Origin of the sequence: Paenibacillus septentrionalis, from assembly GCF_042659865.1 — a bacterium.
Lineage (GTDB): Bacteria > Bacillota > Bacilli > Paenibacillales > Paenibacillaceae > Pristimantibacillus > Pristimantibacillus septentrionalis.
The window spans coordinates 56,029-73,719 of sequence record NZ_JBHSTE010000007.1; the positions used below are offsets into that span (position 1 = coordinate 56,029).

General features: G+C 44.5%; 12 protein-coding genes and 1 other annotated feature. Of the genes, 2 read left to right on the top strand and 10 right to left on the bottom strand.

Features of this window, described 5'->3' with window-relative positions; genetic code table 11:
• Positions 1–36: 36 nt before the first annotated feature.
• The 8 genes from ACFP56_RS18560 to ACFP56_RS18595 form a co-directional block, all read right to left on the bottom strand.
• Positions 37–1,599, bottom strand: a complete 1,563-nt coding sequence (locus tag ACFP56_RS18560; RefSeq protein ID WP_379237369.1) for an extracellular solute-binding protein — start codon at positions 1,597–1,599, stop codon at positions 37–39.
• A 107-nt stretch (positions 1,600–1,706) separates the two neighbouring features.
• Positions 1,707–2,591: a carbohydrate ABC transporter permease gene (locus ACFP56_RS18565; RefSeq protein ID WP_379237371.1), complete on the bottom strand. Its 885-nt coding sequence runs from the start codon at positions 2,589–2,591 to the stop codon at positions 1,707–1,709.
• Between the two features lie 15 nt (positions 2,592–2,606).
• Complete coding sequence (locus ACFP56_RS18570; protein ID WP_379237373.1) at positions 2,607–3,515, bottom strand: ABC transporter permease; 909 nt, start codon at positions 3,513–3,515, stop codon at positions 2,607–2,609.
• 130 nt (positions 3,516–3,645) lie between these two features.
• A complete protein-coding gene (locus tag ACFP56_RS18575; protein WP_379237375.1) occupies positions 3,646–6,003 on the bottom strand; it encodes a helix-turn-helix domain-containing protein in 2,358 nt (785 codons plus the stop codon).
• Between the two features lie 120 nt (positions 6,004–6,123).
• Positions 6,124–6,651: a hypothetical protein gene (locus tag ACFP56_RS18580; RefSeq protein WP_379237377.1), complete on the bottom strand. Its 528-nt coding sequence runs from the start codon at positions 6,649–6,651 to the stop codon at positions 6,124–6,126.
• A gap of 197 nt (positions 6,652–6,848) precedes the next feature.
• Positions 6,849–8,513, bottom strand: a complete 1,665-nt coding sequence (gene leuA / locus ACFP56_RS18585; RefSeq protein WP_379237379.1) for a 2-isopropylmalate synthase — start codon at positions 8,511–8,513, stop codon at positions 6,849–6,851.
• A gap of 66 nt (positions 8,514–8,579) precedes the next feature.
• Positions 8,580–8,817: a binding site (T-box leader), on the bottom strand.
• Between the two features lie 195 nt (positions 8,818–9,012).
• A complete protein-coding gene (locus ACFP56_RS18590; protein ID WP_379237381.1) occupies positions 9,013–9,318 on the bottom strand; it encodes a hypothetical protein in 306 nt (101 codons plus the stop codon).
• Between the two features lie 228 nt (positions 9,319–9,546).
• Entirely contained in the window at positions 9,547–10,368 is an 822-nt protein-coding gene (locus tag ACFP56_RS18595) for a polysaccharide deacetylase family protein (RefSeq protein ID WP_379237383.1), read from the bottom strand.
• Between the two features lie 170 nt (positions 10,369–10,538).
• On the opposite strand from ACFP56_RS18595, the gene ACFP56_RS18600 reads away from it, so the two are divergent.
• Positions 10,539–11,426: an AraC family transcriptional regulator gene (locus ACFP56_RS18600; RefSeq protein ID WP_379237385.1), complete on the top strand. Its 888-nt coding sequence runs from the start codon at positions 10,539–10,541 to the stop codon at positions 11,424–11,426.
• 120 nt (positions 11,427–11,546) lie between these two features.
• Positions 11,547–12,839, top strand: a complete 1,293-nt coding sequence (locus ACFP56_RS18605; RefSeq protein ID WP_379237387.1) for a glycoside hydrolase family 27 protein — start codon at positions 11,547–11,549, stop codon at positions 12,837–12,839.
• Positions 12,840–13,440: 601 nt separating this feature from the next.
• On the opposite strand, the gene ACFP56_RS18610 is transcribed toward ACFP56_RS18605, so the two are convergent.
• Together ACFP56_RS18610 and ACFP56_RS18615 are read right to left on the bottom strand one after the other, a co-directional pair.
• Entirely contained in the window at positions 13,441–15,204 is a 1,764-nt protein-coding gene (locus tag ACFP56_RS18610) for a glycoside hydrolase family 2 protein (RefSeq protein ID WP_379237389.1), read from the bottom strand.
• 28 nt (positions 15,205–15,232) lie between these two features.
• Complete coding sequence (locus tag ACFP56_RS18615) at positions 15,233–17,686, bottom strand: family 43 glycosylhydrolase (protein WP_379237391.1); 2,454 nt, start codon at positions 17,684–17,686, stop codon at positions 15,233–15,235.
• Positions 17,687–17,691: the final 5 nt, after the last annotated feature.

A 17,691-nucleotide genomic window follows, 5' to 3' on the forward strand; every position in this document is an offset into this window, starting at 1 on the left:
CCTTCCCCCGTTACTCAAGCTATTTAATTTGCAGCATTATTTAATGGCTTGATACAGCTCGTTGATTTCGGCAATGTAGTCATCACCGCCATTTTTTCTCCATAGCTCAATCGCAGCATCCAGCCCTGCATCGTCAATTTGTCCGACGATATACTGAATGCGTGCATCTGCAATAATATTGTCGAGCTGCTGACCAAGCTGTGCATATACTTCAGAAATAAGCGGCTCTGCTGGATTACCGACTACAATAGCTTCATTTGCTTTTTGGACATTGTTAATTTTCTCATTGATCGGTGTTTGCTCAATCGTTGGAGCATCCGGTCCAATGTACGTTAGCAGCTGATTCAAGCTCTCAATCTCTTTTAATAGTGCTGGATCATCGTTAATCGTTGATTTAATATAGCCATCAACCATCTCATAATGTCTGCCTTCTTCGCCACGCTCAAGCAGCAGCTGCATCTCAACATCGCTAAGCTGATCAACAAACTTCAACACACGCTTAAGCTCTTCCTCGGTTTTCACAGAGCTTTTAGAAATTGCCAGCATTCCGTTGTATCCGGATGTCGGCATATCGCGATGGCCTTTTGGTCCAACTGGCGCTTGGAATACATCTGTGTATGATGTATCGCGAGGCGCTTTTTCCTGCATCGCATTATCGAGACGACGCGAGTTGTCGGCAACGTCAACGAATACGCCAGCTTTACCATTGACGAATGGATCATTCCATACCGCTGAGTCCATAACTGCAAAATCCTCGTTCACCAAACCTTCTTCATACAGCTGACGGAAGAATTTCAATGCTTCGCGATATTCCGGGAACATGTGCGTAGGTTGAAGCTGACCATTTTCATCCTCGCCCCATTTGTTAGGTGCACCAAACCAAACCTGCATAATATCCCATGGACCGCTGTATTTTGAAACTACGATTCCATACGTATCGTCCTTGCCGTTTTGATCAGGATCATTTTCCTTAAACGCTTTCAACATATTGTAAAACTCATCAATAGTCGTTGGAGCAGACAGACCAAGATTGTTCATCCAGTCTACGTTAATCGTCACACCCATACGTCCAAGTACGCGCTCGCGATAGATACCATAAACTTTACCGTCAATTGACGTGTTGTTCAGCGTAACTTCATGGGCCATCGATAGATTCGGATAATCCTTCAAGTAAGGACCAACATCCCAGAAAGCGCCCGCTCTAGCCGCATTGATGAAGCTTGCAGAGTTGCGGTCAACAACCATCAGATGAGGAATCTCGCCAGATACTAATGTAATGTTCACTTTATCGGGATAAGAGCTGTTTGGAACAAATTGAATATTCACGTCCGTATTCGTATACTCTTCTAAAGCTTTAATAATGGGAGAACTGTCATCAGGCAGATCTGTGTTGAATGCAGGAATCATAATATTGAGCTTGAGCGGCTCCAGCTTCTCTTCAACCTCATTTTCGTTTGAGCCTTGAGATGGACTGGATGATGGTGTCATAGTTGGTGAAGTATTACCACCACTATTGGATGAGCAGGCCGAGATTAACATTACTGCAACCAAAACCATAACGAGCACCCAATGTTTGCCTTTATTTTTTTCTTTGTTCATGTACATGATCCTCCTTTTTATTGCATTCATTATATAGAAATCGCGATAACGCGAGATCTAACACTAATCCATGCTCATCTTCTTTCGTCTGCTAGATTCGATGTAAACTAGCCTTTAATGGAGCCGAGAAGAGCCCCCTTGGCAAAATGCTTTTGCAAAAACGGATAGACAAGCAAGATTGGCAGTGTGCCTACGATAATGACAGCCATCTTGACTGATTGATCCGGCGGGTTCACAAACTCTGGGTCAACATTATTCAAGTCTCCGATAGCCAGCTGAGATAGCATGACGATTTCACGCAGCATGACCTGCAACGGCCACTTGTTGTGATCGTTCAAGTACAAGAGAGCCGAGAAGAAATTGTTCCAGTGCCCTACCGCATAGAACAAGCCAAACGTTGCAATAATCGGCATGGACAAAGGGATAACAATTCTCCATAACACGCCGATATCGTTGCAGCCATCGATTCGTGCCGATTCCTCCAAACCTGCAGGAAGATTTTGAAAGAAATTTCGGATAACAATCAAGTTGAACGCGCTGATCGCACCTGGCAAAATAACAGCAGCGTAGGTATTAACCAGTCCAAGACCCTTTACAACGAGATAGCCAGGGATCATCCCGCCGCTAAACAGCATGGAGAAGATAACGAGGTTCATCACAAGATTTCTTCCCATCAAGCTTTTGCGTGAAAGCGCGTATGCCATCGTTAACGTAAAGAATAGATTGGTAATCGTGCCGATGATCGTAATATAGACCGAGATGCCCATGCTGCGAAACAGCGTGGAGGATGAAAATATATATTCGTAGGCAGACAACGATGGATCTCTCGGAAATAAGAAGAACGTCCGCTCTGATAGCTCCGCCTCGGTGGCAAATGAGCCTGCAATAATATAGACAAAGGGCAGCACCGTCACTGAGGCGAACAATATGAGAAATAAGTAGTTAAGCAAGTCGAATAGTCGTTCATGCCAGTTATCATGTTTACTAAACATCGTTTCACCCCTTCATCAATAGATGCCTTCCTGTCCGAAGCGTTTGGCTAACCAGTTGCTTCCGTAGATTAACACGATACCGACTAACGATTTGAATAGGCCAATCGCGGTACTGTAGCTGAAGGCTCCTTGCGTAATCCCAACAAAGTACACATACGTATCAAACACATCGGCAACCGTTCGGTTTAATGAGTTCGTCATTAGGAAGATCTGCTCAAAGCCAGTATCAAGGAAATTCCCTAGGCGCAAAATAAGCAGAATGACTATAACCGAGCTAATAGCAGGAAGTGTAATATGAATAAGTCGCTGGAAGCGTGAAGCTCCATCAACGATTGCGGCTTCATATTGCTCAATATCCACAGAGGCGAGCGCAGCCAAGAAAATGATCGTCCCCCAGCCGGTTTCCTTCCACATAATTTGCAATATAATCATTGGCCTGAACCAATCTGGATCGGCGAGGAAATTGATCTTTTTCCCTGTGAGGCTATATATAATTTCATTCACGATTCCGTCCTGTGTCGTTAGAAACACATATGTCATACTTGCGACAATAACCATTGAAATAAAATGAGGTACATAAATTAACGTTTGAATCCAGCGCTTGAACAGCATCAGCCTTACTTCATTCAGCAATAATGCGATAAGAATTGGCGCTGGGAAGAAAAAGACGAGATCATAAAATCCTAATATTAGCGTGTTGCGCAGTAAACGGAAGAAATCTGGATGTGCAAAGAAATTCTGAAAATGTGTAAATCCGATCCAATCACTTTTCCAAAACCCTAAAAAGGGCTGATAGTTTTGGAACGATATAAGTACTCCCCACATAGGGGCGTATTTAAAAACTAGAAAATAAAGCAATCCAGGCAACAGCAGCAAATACAAAAACTTATCCTTTTTCATTCTTGTGATCCAGGCAGCATTCATGTCGTTCCTCCTTCTCTCTCAAACTCTGGGCGGTGCAGATTCTCTATTTCTCCTCCGCTACAATCACAGTATTGGTCAGATCGATCAGCAGTTCAATTGCACATTTTTGCAAAAGAAAAAGCCTTGTATATCAAGGCTTTTCAGGTCCTGTTTCACTTTTTTGGGAGAGTATCACTTTTTTGGCTTCCCCCGTATTACCGCGATATTCGCTAGGTGTAACGCCTACATGCTTCTTAAAGATGCGATTAAAATATCTCTGCTGGTAACCGACCTCCTGCGCAATATCATTAATAAGCTTATCCGTGCTTCTTAACAGCTCCTTCGCTTTTTTAATGCGGATATCCGTCAAGTAATCTATAAAATTGACTCCGCTTGCCTGCTTGAACCATTTGCTTAATGTGTATGCGTTGACCCCCACCATCTCCGCACAATGATCGAGCGAAATATCGTCCTTGTAATGCTGGTGGATAAATGTAATGATCTGATTCATCATCCCTTTTTGCTGGGCATTAACTCGATGCTCCAGCTCATCGAGGTACGGTACGATAACAACATCTCTCATCCAGCGCACCAGCTTATTAGGATCACGAATTTGCGATAGTTGCCGGTACAGGTTTTCCCCATGGAACAGCTTGATTGGATTAATGCCAGATTGCAGCATCATATGCTGAATACTGCCAAGCAGTTGCAGCATGTTTTGCTGAGCATAATGCTCCTTTTGCAGACAGCCGGCGTCAATAAACTTTCTTAGCTGTTCCAGCACTAGCTCTCGGTCACCACTTCTCAGTGCTTGCAGAATCTCCAGCTCAATGTCAAAAGGGTAATCAATATCATCAAATGTAAATTCCTTGGGCAAATCGTCCATGCGAATTAGCTGATTTTGATTCAAAAACTGACGATAGCTTGCAGCACGCTCAATTTCCATGTACAGATTACGCACCTTGCGCAGCTCATCCGTCTTTCGGCTTATCGTAATCGTTACCTGAAGCCTTAACAGCTCATTGACTGCATTCGTATACTGCTCACAGAATTGCTGCAGCTGATTAGAATCCATTTCGGTTTCCTTCTCTTCAATTATAAATATTCCAATCGATAAATCATGAAAGTTAAGGGCATACCCCTGCTTAAATTGGGCAGCAACCATTTCCTGCGCCATATTGTACGCAGCAAAGGTCATTAACCGCTCATCGCTTGACGTCATCCGCTGATCAATGCGATGGAGCCCCGTTAAATAAATATGAACAAACGTATAATGATGCGCGCCAACCTCCCAGTGCAACGTTTGCATTCTGCGCTCTAGATCCTGCTCGGATAAATTGCCGATATGCCCCTGCAGCAGCTGCATTAGGAACGTATTGCGTAAAATCGGCATCGTCGCTTCAATCTTATGCTCCATCTCCGCGCTTTTCATCGAAATATTGAGCCAGTGCTCGCGTATCGTTTGGAATTCATTTTGTTTATGGCTAGAACGTCTTCGCTCCGGATCAATTTGATTCAACAGCTTTTGGATCGGCGAATACATTCTGTTAGAGACAACTACTGCCAGCAGCAGTGCTATGACCAAGCTTAATGTACTGATCCACAGCAATGATTTGGAGAAGGTGATTACGGGAGAAGTTATCAGCGTCATTGGCGATGCCGATACATAAATCCATTCATCTGCCAAACGCTTGAATACACCAAAGGATACCGAATAGCTTTCCTTCCCGTAATCATATATAAATTGACCAGTTAATTGATCGCTCGTTTTAATTTGTTCGATCAGCATCTCCTGCAAAGGATGCAGCTCATCACTGTCCGCCAGCATGATCTCATAATTTTTATCCAGCAAAAACGTCGTCCCCTCATTGTAGGGCGTCATCGTTTTCAGCAGGTTCATCAGCTTTTCCTTGTCCAGCTTGACAAGCAGCACACCAAACGGGACCGGACTTTCTCCTGGTATTTTATGAATGAGCATTAAGCTATTCATCCCTGCATGCGAATCGCGCTCCCAATACATGCGCTTGGGCTGCTGCAATATATTGTTGTACATATCGATCGTTGTTTTGTCGTACACATTATAAAATTCTGTCTTAAATTGGATGGGCTGCTCCTGATCAATATATAGTTCTACGTGATTAATCAATGAGTGAGAGCCTTCCAGCACAACTAGAGATTTCGTGACATCCCACGTTTCTTGAAAATAGTACACAAAATCAAGTGACTTGAGCCGATAGCCAAAGGTTGGATTAAATGCCCAGTTCGACAGCCCCAGCTCCAGATAACTGAACTGGTCATCAATGTTCTGTACACGCTCATTCATCTGTTCATAATGAAGATCGCTAATATCGTCTTTTAGCTGATGAGTGGCGAAGTGATACACCAGCAAACCAATCATAAATCCTGGAATGCTCGCTGCCAGCAATATATAGACTAGGCTGCTTCGATAAAAAACACCTTTGCGATGGCCGTCTGATTTAGACCATAGTGCTTTTACACTTGAAATCATGTTCTTCGACCTCTTTCAAATGTTGGTTGACTTGCATATATCTGTTTATGAACTAAATGTATGCGTTTTCAAAAATAATTGCAAGGAAAGTTTTATAGCAGACCAGACGTTACCAGTCGGTTATTGACTATCCCAGCTGCTGGAGGCCAGCTCATCGACGAGAACAGCTGCTTTTTCCATAAAAGCATCCCAATCATTGCTGATAGTTGTTCGCAATTTTAAATGAGCAGTCGTCAAAGCTGCATGTAGATCGTTTGCCTGCCTTATCGCACTTTCATCCCATGTCGCCGTTGAATACGTACGATGATTAGGCAAGCTGCGCAAGTATCGAGCTAATGCTTGCAGCGTTCTATAATCCACTTGAGACATCGCGATATGGGGAGGATGGTAGCTCTGTAATCCATATTCAAGAGCTACAAGTACTTTTTGCAGCTGGTTGGATACAATTTGCGGCTCATCCCAGCCGTTTTTCTGCTGATGCTCAATAACACCTTGCAGCTCTACTAGCGGCCCTTGCACTTGTGTAATAAAAAACTGCTGTCCGTGCCACTGCTTCGATATGAGCTGTAAAGCAAGAAGCGTTGCAAGCACGACAACAATCGTCCCAAGCAATCTGCCTTTCCATTTGCGCAGACGATCTTGCTTCATGTTCGTCCTTGCATCCACGCTTCCACCCCTTTCAGCATTTCTTGCTCTCACCTTGTAAACCTCTAGTCTATTCTCGCTAGCACTCATTCATGTGTGCTCAACCTCAACAAAAAAGCTTGGACGAACAACTCCTTATTCTAGTCCAGCTAGTTACACTAAGAAGTTATTCATCCAAGCCATGATTCAAATGTGTGTGGTTACTGATCAGCCATCATTTTGTTAATGGCACTGAACAAGCCTTTAACAGATGAGGTCATAATATCTGGATCGATACCGCAGCCCCAATACGTCACACCTTGCGGCGACTGAATCCCAATATATGAAACCGCCTGTGACTTGGAGCCAACCTCTAGCGCATGCTCCGTATACGTCAGGTTGGAGAAGCTGATCTGTAGATTGCTTTGCAATGCATCAATAATGGCATCAAGTCGACCATTGCCATTGCCTGAGAAGTCTTTTACTATCTCATTTATACGCACCTTGACGATCGTTTGATAGTCGTCATTATGTGTAAAGCTATAGGAAACGAACTCAATTGGCGTTTTAATATTAACGTATTCTTCCATGAAGATTTGATGAATTTCATCTGTTGAAATTTCCTTGTTCATGCGATCAGACACATTCTTCACCGCATATCCTAAATGCTCGCGCATTTTTGCTGGAAGATCCAGTCCGAACTTTTGCTGCAATAGATAAGCAACGCCGCCTTTGCCGGACTGACTGTTAATACGGATAATATCGCCTTCATACTGTCGACCAATATCCAGTGGATCAATCGGTAGATATGGTACGGACCAGTGTTCACGCTCTGCTTCCTCACGCCACTTCATGCCTTTCGCAATTGCATCCTGATGAGAACCCGAAAAGGCTGTGAACACAAGCTCGCCTGCATACGGATGGCGCTCGCTTACCTTCATTTTTGTTAGCTTTTCATAAGCGGCTACAATCTCAGGCAAGTTCTCGAAGTTAAGACCAGGATCTACACCATGAGAGTACATATTCAATGCAAGCGTAATAATATCAACATTACCTGTACGCTCACCGTTACCTAAAAGCGTTCCTTCAACACGCTGTCCACCAGCTAATATACCAAGCTCCGCATCTGCTACACCAGTACCACGGTCGTTATGTGGATGCAGGGACACAATAACGCTGTCGCGATACTTTAGATTGTCGCTTACGTATTCAATTTGGCTAGCGTACACATGAGGCATCGACATTTGAACCGTTGAAGGCAGGTTAATAATAACTTTATTATCTTCTGTCGGCTGCCATACATCCAAAACAGCATTACAAATTTCTAATGCAAAGTCTACCTCTGTACCGGTAAATGATTCTGGTGAATATTGAAATTGGAAATTGCCCTCTGTTTCTTGGGCACACTGCTTCAATAGCTTCGCACCAGATACAGCAATCTCGACGATTTCCTCTTTAGATTTTCTGAATACTTGCTCACGCTGTGCAACAGAAGTGGAGTTATACAGATGAACGACTGCTTTTTTAGCACCCTTTAACGACTCAAATGTTTTTCGAATAATATGCTCACGAGATTGAGTAAGTACTTGGATTGTCACATCGTCAGGAATCATGTCCTGCTCGATCAATGTGCGCAGAAACGTAAACTCTGTTTCAGATGCTGCCGGAAATCCTACCTCGATTTCCTTAAAACCAAGCTTGACAAGCAGCTGGAAAAACTCGATCTTTTCCTCTAGATTCATAGGAACAACAAGCGCTTGGTTGCCGTCACGCAAATCAACACTACACCAAATCGGTGCTTCTGTAATATTTTCCTTCTGTGTCCATTTCAAACTGCTTACAGGAGGCATAAAATAACCCTTCGTATACTTCTGATAATTTTTCATGCTCATGACCTTCCTTCACTCAACAAATTTGATAGTATGGAAAACAAAAAAAGCCCTTCATCTCGATCTAGAGACGAAAGACTTGTATCTTACGCGGTACCACTCCAGTTCACGCCAATAAAACGTGCCCTTAACGGATCAATAAATGATCCTCCTCATGATAACGGTTAGGCTCCGGCTTCACCTACTACAGTTCAGTGAGCAACTCCAAGGCGAGTTCAGCAGTTCTTCACAGCTGCTTTGCACCAACCAGCAGCTCTCTGAGTGTTTCAAACCACTTACTATTCCTTCTCAACGTATTTTAATATTAGTTAGTATCTTAATACAAACGCAACTGCTTATCAAGTAGCATTTGAAAAAAAATATTAATAAATGTATATTAACCCCATTGTTATGTCATCATTCATGGGAAGTTGGTCCGTTCAATATGTAAAATGTCGGGAACAAAAATCCCAATGAGCGCTCATGCTCATTGGGACCTTTAATCATTCAACCTGCCTCAACTGTTCAAAGACATTAATGCGCTGCCGAATATGAGCGCAAATAATATCATCAATATAATATATAAAACAATGACGATACATGCCATAATAAGTGAAGCCTTGAAATAATTGGCCTTGGAAGGATTGCTGTTGCCGCCGAATGCATAGACGAATATCATCACAATGTTGACAATTGGAATAATCATAATGAGCATTGTAATGAGCCATTCCTTAACTGAAACAATGGGCGCAACAGAAGCAGCACCTGGATAAGGAGCTTGAGCATAATTACCTTGTGCTGCTTGAGGAGTGTTATTTTCCACCAAAAATCACGACCTTTCATAAATTGTGAACGTTTTGTGAAAAAACAATTTATGCACAAATTCAATGTATTCGGCATCTGATTCATTTATTCCAAAGCAATTCAATTGAGGAACGTTTTGAACAAGCACAAAAGCATGATCACAACAAAAAACAGCCTGCGCGCATCCATAAATGATTGCCGAGCAGACTGTTTTTTGTTCACTTATTCGACTTGCTTGGGCCTTACCCTAGTATTGCTCTATAATTTTTTTAATAAGTGCATCTCCATCCATAGCCGACAGACCTGCGTTAACACGGTAGTACAATCCGTCACCACCGCGCTCATTTAAGCCAGGGCGAATCGTAAAGGCATGATTAATGCCGATTTCCTTCATCACCTCTAGCAGTTCATCGCTGAACGCACCGTACGGAAAAGCCAAAATATTGTCCTGCTCGCCAAGCTCTTGTACAAGCAGCTCATGCGCCTTTACTAAATCCTCGCGTACACGAGCCTTGTACTCATCAGAGGTTTCACCCTCCAGATAGTTGGCTAGCATCGGAACTCGCTTGTCACCTTGATCAATCATTTTATGTGAATCATAGGTATGGTTGTAAAAGCTCATGCCGTTGGCCTTCATCTCACGCATTTGATCCCATGTCATATGCGGCAAATGCTTAGGGTTGTGCACCTCGGAGGATTTGACTACGATAAAATTGGTAGCCGGAAATTGATACTGCTGTAAAATCGGATAAGCGATCTCGTAGAAATCAAGATAACCGTCATCAAATGTTATCAAGACAGATTTCTCTGGCAAGTCTATCTTGCCTTCCATATAATCTACATATTGCTCCATCGAAATTACGTTAAAATCATTTTCATAAAGTGCATTCATCTGATCGTCAAAAACTTCTGGATTAATAATTGAGGGATTGCCGCTATAACCAAAATCATGATACATAAGTACAACAACACCTTTTGGTTTATGCGCTGTCATCCCGAATATAGCAACTATACTAATGGCAATTACTGCTAGAAAGCTAATCGCTATGAAAAAAGATTTCCGAAACAAGAATTTCACTCCATTTCTTAATTATCACTCATATTTCTCATTATTTATCTTAACGTAATCTCAGACGGTTGTCCCATAGTAAATGTTTCAATATATAAAATATAAGTGAAATATGAACAATGTCGCATTCCATAACGTGTAGCAGACTATTTCATAAGGAGAGTGCACCCATGAACAATCAATTGGCCAGGGAGACATACGGATTTCGCTTCAACAGCTCCAATCTGCTCCATTTGCCATTATGCCATTTATTCGCAGTTGGTCATGACGTCATCAGATCAAGCGATTACCGCTGGCACGGGCTTGAGCGAAACGATGGGCCGCTTCTGCTGTTTCAATATACTATTAGCGGACAAGGCGTACTGGAGCTGAATGGAGAGACAATCAACATCGTGCCCTCAACTGCCTTTCTTGTTGAAATCCCAAGCGATCATTGCTATTACTTTGATCACCAGAATGAAAGCTGGCAATTTCTATTTATACTCGTCAGACCACATACCATAATGCCAATGTGGAATGACATTATTGAGCAAATTGGCAGAGTACCTGTCATTCCGTTAAACAGTCAACCGATTCACATGCTGAAGCAGCTTTTCACCGCTGCACAGCAAGGAGTAATTATTGACCCTTATACTGCCTCCAGCTATGTCTATTCCTTCTTTATGGCTTTAAAGCAGTTTTCCGATAGCAATCCTGTACCATCAGCCATACCCGCTTCTATCACACAGGCTCTGCAGTGGATAGATGAGCATTATGCCCATATGATCGGTCAAGAGCAGCTTGCTGAGTTAGTTGGCTTGTCCAAGTATCATTTTTTGCGCAGCTTCACGAAGCATGTCGGGCTAACCCCAAATGAATACGTAAATCGAAAGCGAATAGAAAAGTCGCTTGAGCTGCTGCTTGCAACCGATCTCTCCTTAGATCAGATTGCACAGACTGTTGGCTACTCCAGCGCCAGCTATTACATTCGAATGTTTCGCAAGCTGATTGGACAAACGCCTGCTACCTTTCGTTCTAGCAAGCATCAGCTTCCCTACAAGCGTTTATTTTTCGATTGATTCACTTTTTATAACAGCAATTTTGTACTATTGATTGGGTATATTTATTATAGTCATCGCTGCCACCCGTTCAGTAATATTAAGCTAAAACAATAGAACTGTACATGGAGGGGATTTTATATGGATCATCGTTTATTTGCACCAACACCACCTATGGGCTGGAATAGCTGGGACTGCTACGGCGCCGCAGTAACGGAAGCGGAAATTCGCGGTAATGCTGACTATATGGCGCAGCATCTGCTGCCTTATGGCTGGGACACCGTTGTTGTCGATATTCAATGGAGCGAGCCTGGAGCCGTTTCGTCGCATTATCGTCCCTTCGTGCCGCTTGAAATGGATGAGCATTCCCGCTTAATGCCCGCAGTCAATCGTTTTCCATCTGCTGCTAATGGAGCAGGCTTTAAGCCGCTTGCCGATTATGTGCACAGTCTCGGGCTAAAATTCGGAATACATATTATGCGTGGAATTCCAAGGCAGGCCGTGCATCAGAATACGGCTATATTAGGCAGCTCGCAGCGTGCGCGCGACATCGCATCTACAAACTCGATTTGCCCATGGAATACGGATATGTATGGCGTTGATGCAAGAAAGGAAGGCGCACAGCAGTATTACAATTCACTTTTTGAGCTGTATGCTTCCTGGGGCGTTGACTTTATTAAAGTGGATGATATTGCCGCTTCTCGTCTATACGATGCCCATTTGCCAGAAATCGAGTTGATTCAAAACGCGATTCAACACTGCAAGCGCCCTATGGTGCTAAGTCTTTCACCTGGACCTGCACCACTAGAGCATGCTGGTTTCTTTACAACACACGCCAATATGTGGCGTATGACGGATGACTTCTGGGATCATTGGCACTTGCTGCTCGATATGTTTGATCGCTGCGAAAAATGGCAGGGAAAATCAGGAAACGGCTGCTGGCCAGACTGTGACATGCTACCGCTCGGTCATATCGGTATTCGATCGGTTGACGGAGGCGGGGCTGATCGCTGGACCCGATTCACGAAGGATGAGCAAGTGACGATGATGACGCTATGGTGCATCTTCCGCTCACCTTTATTTTTCGGTGGTGAGCTTAGAGACAACGATGAGTGGACGCTAAGTCTCTTGACGAATCAAGCGCTTATCTATATGCATCAAACCTCCTCTAATGCACGCCTGCTTCGTCGGAAGGGCCATGAAATTATATGGACTGCTGACGGTCATGACGGCTCGCGTTATGTCGCGTTCTTCAATGTTGGAGAAGCTGAAGCATCCGCTACGCTTAAGTTAAGCGAATACGGCTGGAGCGAAGAAGCCTTCAACAACGTGCTGAACATTTGGAGTGGAGAAACATTGGCCGTAAGTGACGAGCTGTCAGTTCCATCTATAGCCCCGCATGGTGCTGTACTGCTGAAGCTTCAAGCTAGATAGAAACAGAGCGATTAGATGACTAACCTTAAAGGAGCAAGCGCTGAGTAAAACTATCGTGCTTGCTCCTTTTGCTTCATTCCTCTACCGACATAATCGAGAATGTATGGGTGATGAATGCAACAGCATATTCAAACATCCGTCATTAAACCTTCACTTCTATGTGATTTTATAGCTCTATCGAGTCATGTGCATTAATCGTTGATCAGGCTATCCTAGAAGCAGCTTAGTGAACTTGCGATCTTGGAAAGGAGAGCTGTCAACATGATATTGCCAATTGTACTGTTCGGATGCTTTATCGGCTCATTAGCTGCGCTCATTATTGCAGGTGTGCATGTCATTAAAGAGGACGAAAAGTCTACGCCGCATTAAAAAGGGCTGTACCTGCGCAACATAATGCGATATTCGAGTCGTCCTGGATACTTAACCGACAACCACATAAATGCGCTGCTGTCATAAGCAATAAAGGCGGAGTTTGAGTGTTATCACTCAAGCTCCGCCTTTGATTTTACTATAATGGATTCAACTAGCTGTTAAGTTGCTCAGCTGTTAAAGCGACGCAACCGCCTTGCTGAAGCATCTTGTCTTGCCCTTGTCGTCTATTCTACTTTCTTAAATTAATCGCCTTAACTGCTTCAAGCGGCAGCTTAGGCTCCCTATTTTCCTTAAGCAAACCATTCACTTCCTGCTGTACATCGGTAATTTGCGTATAACAATAGCCAGAGATATACGGCGTTTGCTTAATTGCATTGGTAATGCGATCATAACGATCCAGGAACTGCCGCTCCGTTGCTACCTGATTGCCATAGCCCCAGCCTTTTTCATCGGTAAAGGCGATGCCGCCATACTCGCTAACGATAACAGGCTGCCCCTTGTACTCATAGCCTTGCGCGAAAGCGAATTTGTGTCCATTAAAGCTGATCTTGTTAGACAGCACCGCTTCTTTGTCACTGTAGCGCTCAGCAAAGCTTTCTCCGTTCTCCTCATAGTCATGCAGCGTAATAATATCTGAAACCGTATGCTCCCAGCCATCATTGACAATGACCGGTCTAGTATCATCAATTGCTTTCGTCAAATGATAAATTCCTTCTGTAAATTGCTGCTGCTTGCGGCTCGTCAAAATATTGGCAATGCCCCACGATTCATTAAATGGCACCCACGTTACGATACATGGATGGTTGTAATGCTGCTCGACGATTTCAAGCCACTGCTCGGTAAACCTCGTTACTGCACGTTCATTAAACTGATACGTGGACGCCATCTCCGACCATAGCAAAACGCCTTTGCGGTCACACCAATACATGTAACGCGGGTCTTCAACCTTCTGATGCTTGCGCACGCCGTTAAAGCCCATTTCCAGCGTTTTATCGATATCCTCGATTAGCGCCTGCTCGGAAGGCGGCGTAAGATGTGTGTCCGTCCAATAGCCTTGATCGAGAATCAAGCGCTGCTCAATCGGCACATTGTTCAGCAGCACGTTTCCTTCATAGGTAGAGATTTTACGCATGCCGAAATACGAATAGACATGATCAAGCACTGTATCGCCATGGCGCAATATAATCTCTACATCATACAAATTGGGGTGCTGCGGATGCCACAACGCAACCTGCCATTCGCCAGCCTGCGGGCTTGACAGCTCATACGAATGCGACAGCTCTTCTTCTACAACATGCGTGCATTGACGGACGAGCTTGCCATTCAGCCAAATCTTTGCTGTGAGCTGCAAGCTATTCGGTTCATAATGCTCCGAGCCTTGAACATAGTAATCAAATGTAATCGTGCTCGTATCAATGTCTGGCGTCATCCGAACCTTTTCTACATAAGCTGACTCTACAAACTCAAGCCAAACCGATTGCCATATCCCCGTCGTCTGCACATACCAGCAGCCAAAGTTGTCGTTAATCCAGCGCTGCTTGCCGCGTGGCTGCGTTCTGGACAAGCTATCTTCAACCTGCACAGCGACAACATTTTCGCCATCTGATGCAAGATAATTGGTAATATCGAAGGAAAAAGCTGCGTAGCCGCCCTCATGCGTACCTGCCTGCACACCGTTAATCCACACAGTTGCCTTGTAATCTACAGCTTGAAAATGCATGATTACATGCTGCTGACGATGCTGCTGTGGTACGGTAAAGCTGCGCTCATACCAAACACAGGTATGATGCTCCTCTTCTCCAATACCGCTAGCCTTTGTTTCATACGTAAACGGAACGTTAATTTTGCGGGCATCAGGCAATGCCTTGTGCCACTCTTCAGCTACGCCTTGCTTATTATCATCAAACCGAAAGTTCCACTCACCGTCCAAGCTTAGCCATGCGTCTCTCACAAATTGCGGCCTTGGGTATCCTGCGATGTATTTATGTTCCATTTTGTCCACCTCGTTATAATTTTGAATGTTAGTCAATCGATTGAATCGACATATCTGTAAGCTCTATGCTTCTAGCAAATTGTGAGCGCAGACCAACCTTGCCTACCATAAATGCATATGGATCCGTGTAAGTTAGAACCTTATCATCATCCACATACACCGTTATCGTCTCAGCCACCGCCTCCACTCTCAAGATGATATTTTCATTCGTCGGCAGCTTGATTTTTTCTGCGTGAACCATGACAGAATCATAATTAAGCTTGTATAGCTCCAGCTTCGTGGGCGTAACCGCAACATAATAGCCGCTCAAGGCATCGGCAACCTGATGCGGAAAATCTGATTCATTCGTTACGCGCAGCAGAATCCCGGCATTGCCTGAGGCATCGTCGCCCAGCCTTACTTTCGTTTCTATGCTGTAATCGCTCCAGCGTGTGCTTCCTCCATACAGCTTGACGTCCTGCTGATTATTGGAGCTGCTGTACCAGCCTTCCTGGAATGTCCAGTCGCCGTGCACATCCTCAGACGTAGAGCTTTCGAGCAGATTCTCAATATGGAAAGATGAAGAATCAACTGCATCAAAGCTCATATTAGACCATAACACACTGCCCTTAATTGCTCGCACAATGATCGTATGGAAACCCTGCTCCAACTGGATTGTGCCAAGCCGCGTCTTCTTCCAAGCTTCGGCTTCATCATTCGCCTCCCGGTCAGAACGCGACAGCTTGTAGCGATTGCTATGCTTATCATCAACGAGAAGCTCCAGCTCAGCATCGCTTTGTTCAGAATTACTCATGATGGAGATTGCATATTCCCCTGACTCAGCCACATTAATCGCATAGCGAACCCAGTCTTTACTGTTCTGAAGCAGGAGCGCATAATCTCCTTGTCCTGTCTTTTCGATTGCTACACCGTCTGCCTTGCGAATTGGTGCATGCTCATTTTGGCTTGACGTATAAAACCCTCTGTTTTCACCTTGCAAATAATGAACCGCCTCTATTGTGCCAGGTATTGGCTTTGGCACATCATAGTCGCTCGAACCAGCTGCGGTGTTGGAAAATGCCGTATACTGCAAGCTTGGCGTCAACTGCTCATAACGGTAGCCAATAGCTCCGCCACTACCTGATGCATCAAGCTTAAGCTGCTGAAGTCCATCCCAATACAGCTCCAAGCCTTGCTCGTGCTGAACCAGGCGCAAGGTATGCAAAGCGCTTAAGTCCATGCCAGGAAGTACATCCAAAACGGCATGCTCTATCGCAGCACCATTGTTGACGCGAATGAACTTTAGCTGCTGCTCATGTGGCAACAGCACAACAGCATCATATTGATCTGGAGCCTTATAATTGAACAAAAATTCCAGCTGGCCCTGTTCGCTTGATTGCTCAATCGCAACGTTGTATTCCGCAGTAAAAAACGGAGCCGTCTCCTGCACGCTCACGATTTTCCCGCCTTGTTCATCCCTCTCACTGCGCCACAGCTGCTCATCCACCTGCTGATCCAAGTGCGCTGCCAGCTCAGGCATTCGAGGTGCAGACTGCTCCACATTCGTCGGGCCAAGCAGATCCATTTTACTTCCGTTAAATACGAGACGGTCGATATTCATCGAACGTACGGGAGGACCTTCTGCTGAGCTCCCCAGCAAGTTATGATAAACCAAGAAATAGGAATCGAGGTCTGGTCCAAGCACGGTAGAGCTATGACCCAGTCCATAAAAATCGCCCTCGGTACGAAGTGCTATCGGGTTATGCTGCGGCATCGTATATGGACCAAGCGGTGAATGATCCGATACCGCATAATGAATACGATAGCCTTTGCTGAACACATGGTTGCCTGTTAACGTCATATAGTACAGACCGTTGCGCTTAATAATCATTGAGCCCTCTGTCCAGTGCCCAAGAAATGTACCCTCAATCACTTGACCTAAGCCAAATTCAGTCGGCGAGCTCATCGGAACACCAACAATACCTGTTGTCCCTGCATGTGTAAAATACCAGGAGCCGTCATCATCGATGAACACCGAGCCATCAATACTCATGCCCAAATTGTCTGTCACTCGTTGAAACGGCCCTGCTGGAGAGGTGCTTTCATACACATAATGACCATTGCCAGCAGGAGACGTGTACATATAAAATTTGCCGTTCCAATATACTACCTCAGGCGCGTAGGCCCCTGTCGATTCAGCATCATCAGCCACTAGCCCAACATAACGCCAGTCCAGCAGGTTGTCGGACGTCCACGCCTTGACTCCTATGCGATGATCCTTCGTGCTTACATATAAGTAATATTGGCCGTTATGCCTGAGTATAAAGGGATCTCCATTGCCGTAATCCTCCCATTCCTCTTCTAAAGCAGGAAAAGGATTCGTATACGTAACGGTTTCAAACTCCATAGGTAGCACCTCCAGTTGTTCTAGCTTTGCACATCCCGCCATCATCACGACTGCGCCTGCCAAAAGCCACAACATTAATGCTCGATATGATCGCATTACCA

Coding starts and splice junctions, on each gene's coding strand:
- ACFP56_RS18560 (WP_379237369.1), bottom strand. CDS start 1,599: ATGAACAAAGAAAAAAATAAAGGCAAACATTGGGTGCTCGTTATGGTT.
- leuA (WP_379237379.1), bottom strand. CDS start 8,513: ATGAAAAATTATCAGAAGTATACGAAGGGTTATTTTATGCCTCCTGTA.
- ACFP56_RS18600 (WP_379237385.1), top strand. CDS start 10,539: ATGAACAATCAATTGGCCAGGGAGACATACGGATTTCGCTTCAACAGC.
- ACFP56_RS18565 (WP_379237371.1), bottom strand. CDS start 2,591: ATGTTTAGTAAACATGATAACTGGCATGAACGACTATTCGACTTGCTT.
- ACFP56_RS18610 (WP_379237389.1), bottom strand. CDS start 15,204: ATGGAACATAAATACATCGCAGGATACCCAAGGCCGCAATTTGTGAGA.
- ACFP56_RS18575 (WP_379237375.1), bottom strand. CDS start 6,003: ATGATTTCAAGTGTAAAAGCACTATGGTCTAAATCAGACGGCCATCGC.
- ACFP56_RS18605 (WP_379237387.1), top strand. CDS start 11,547: ATGGATCATCGTTTATTTGCACCAACACCACCTATGGGCTGGAATAGC.
- ACFP56_RS18580 (WP_379237377.1), bottom strand. CDS start 6,651: ATGAAGCAAGATCGTCTGCGCAAATGGAAAGGCAGATTGCTTGGGACG.
- ACFP56_RS18570 (WP_379237373.1), bottom strand. CDS start 3,515: ATGAATGCTGCCTGGATCACAAGAATGAAAAAGGATAAGTTTTTGTAT.
- ACFP56_RS18615 (WP_379237391.1), bottom strand. CDS start 17,686: ATGCGATCATATCGAGCATTAATGTTGTGGCTTTTGGCAGGCGCAGTC.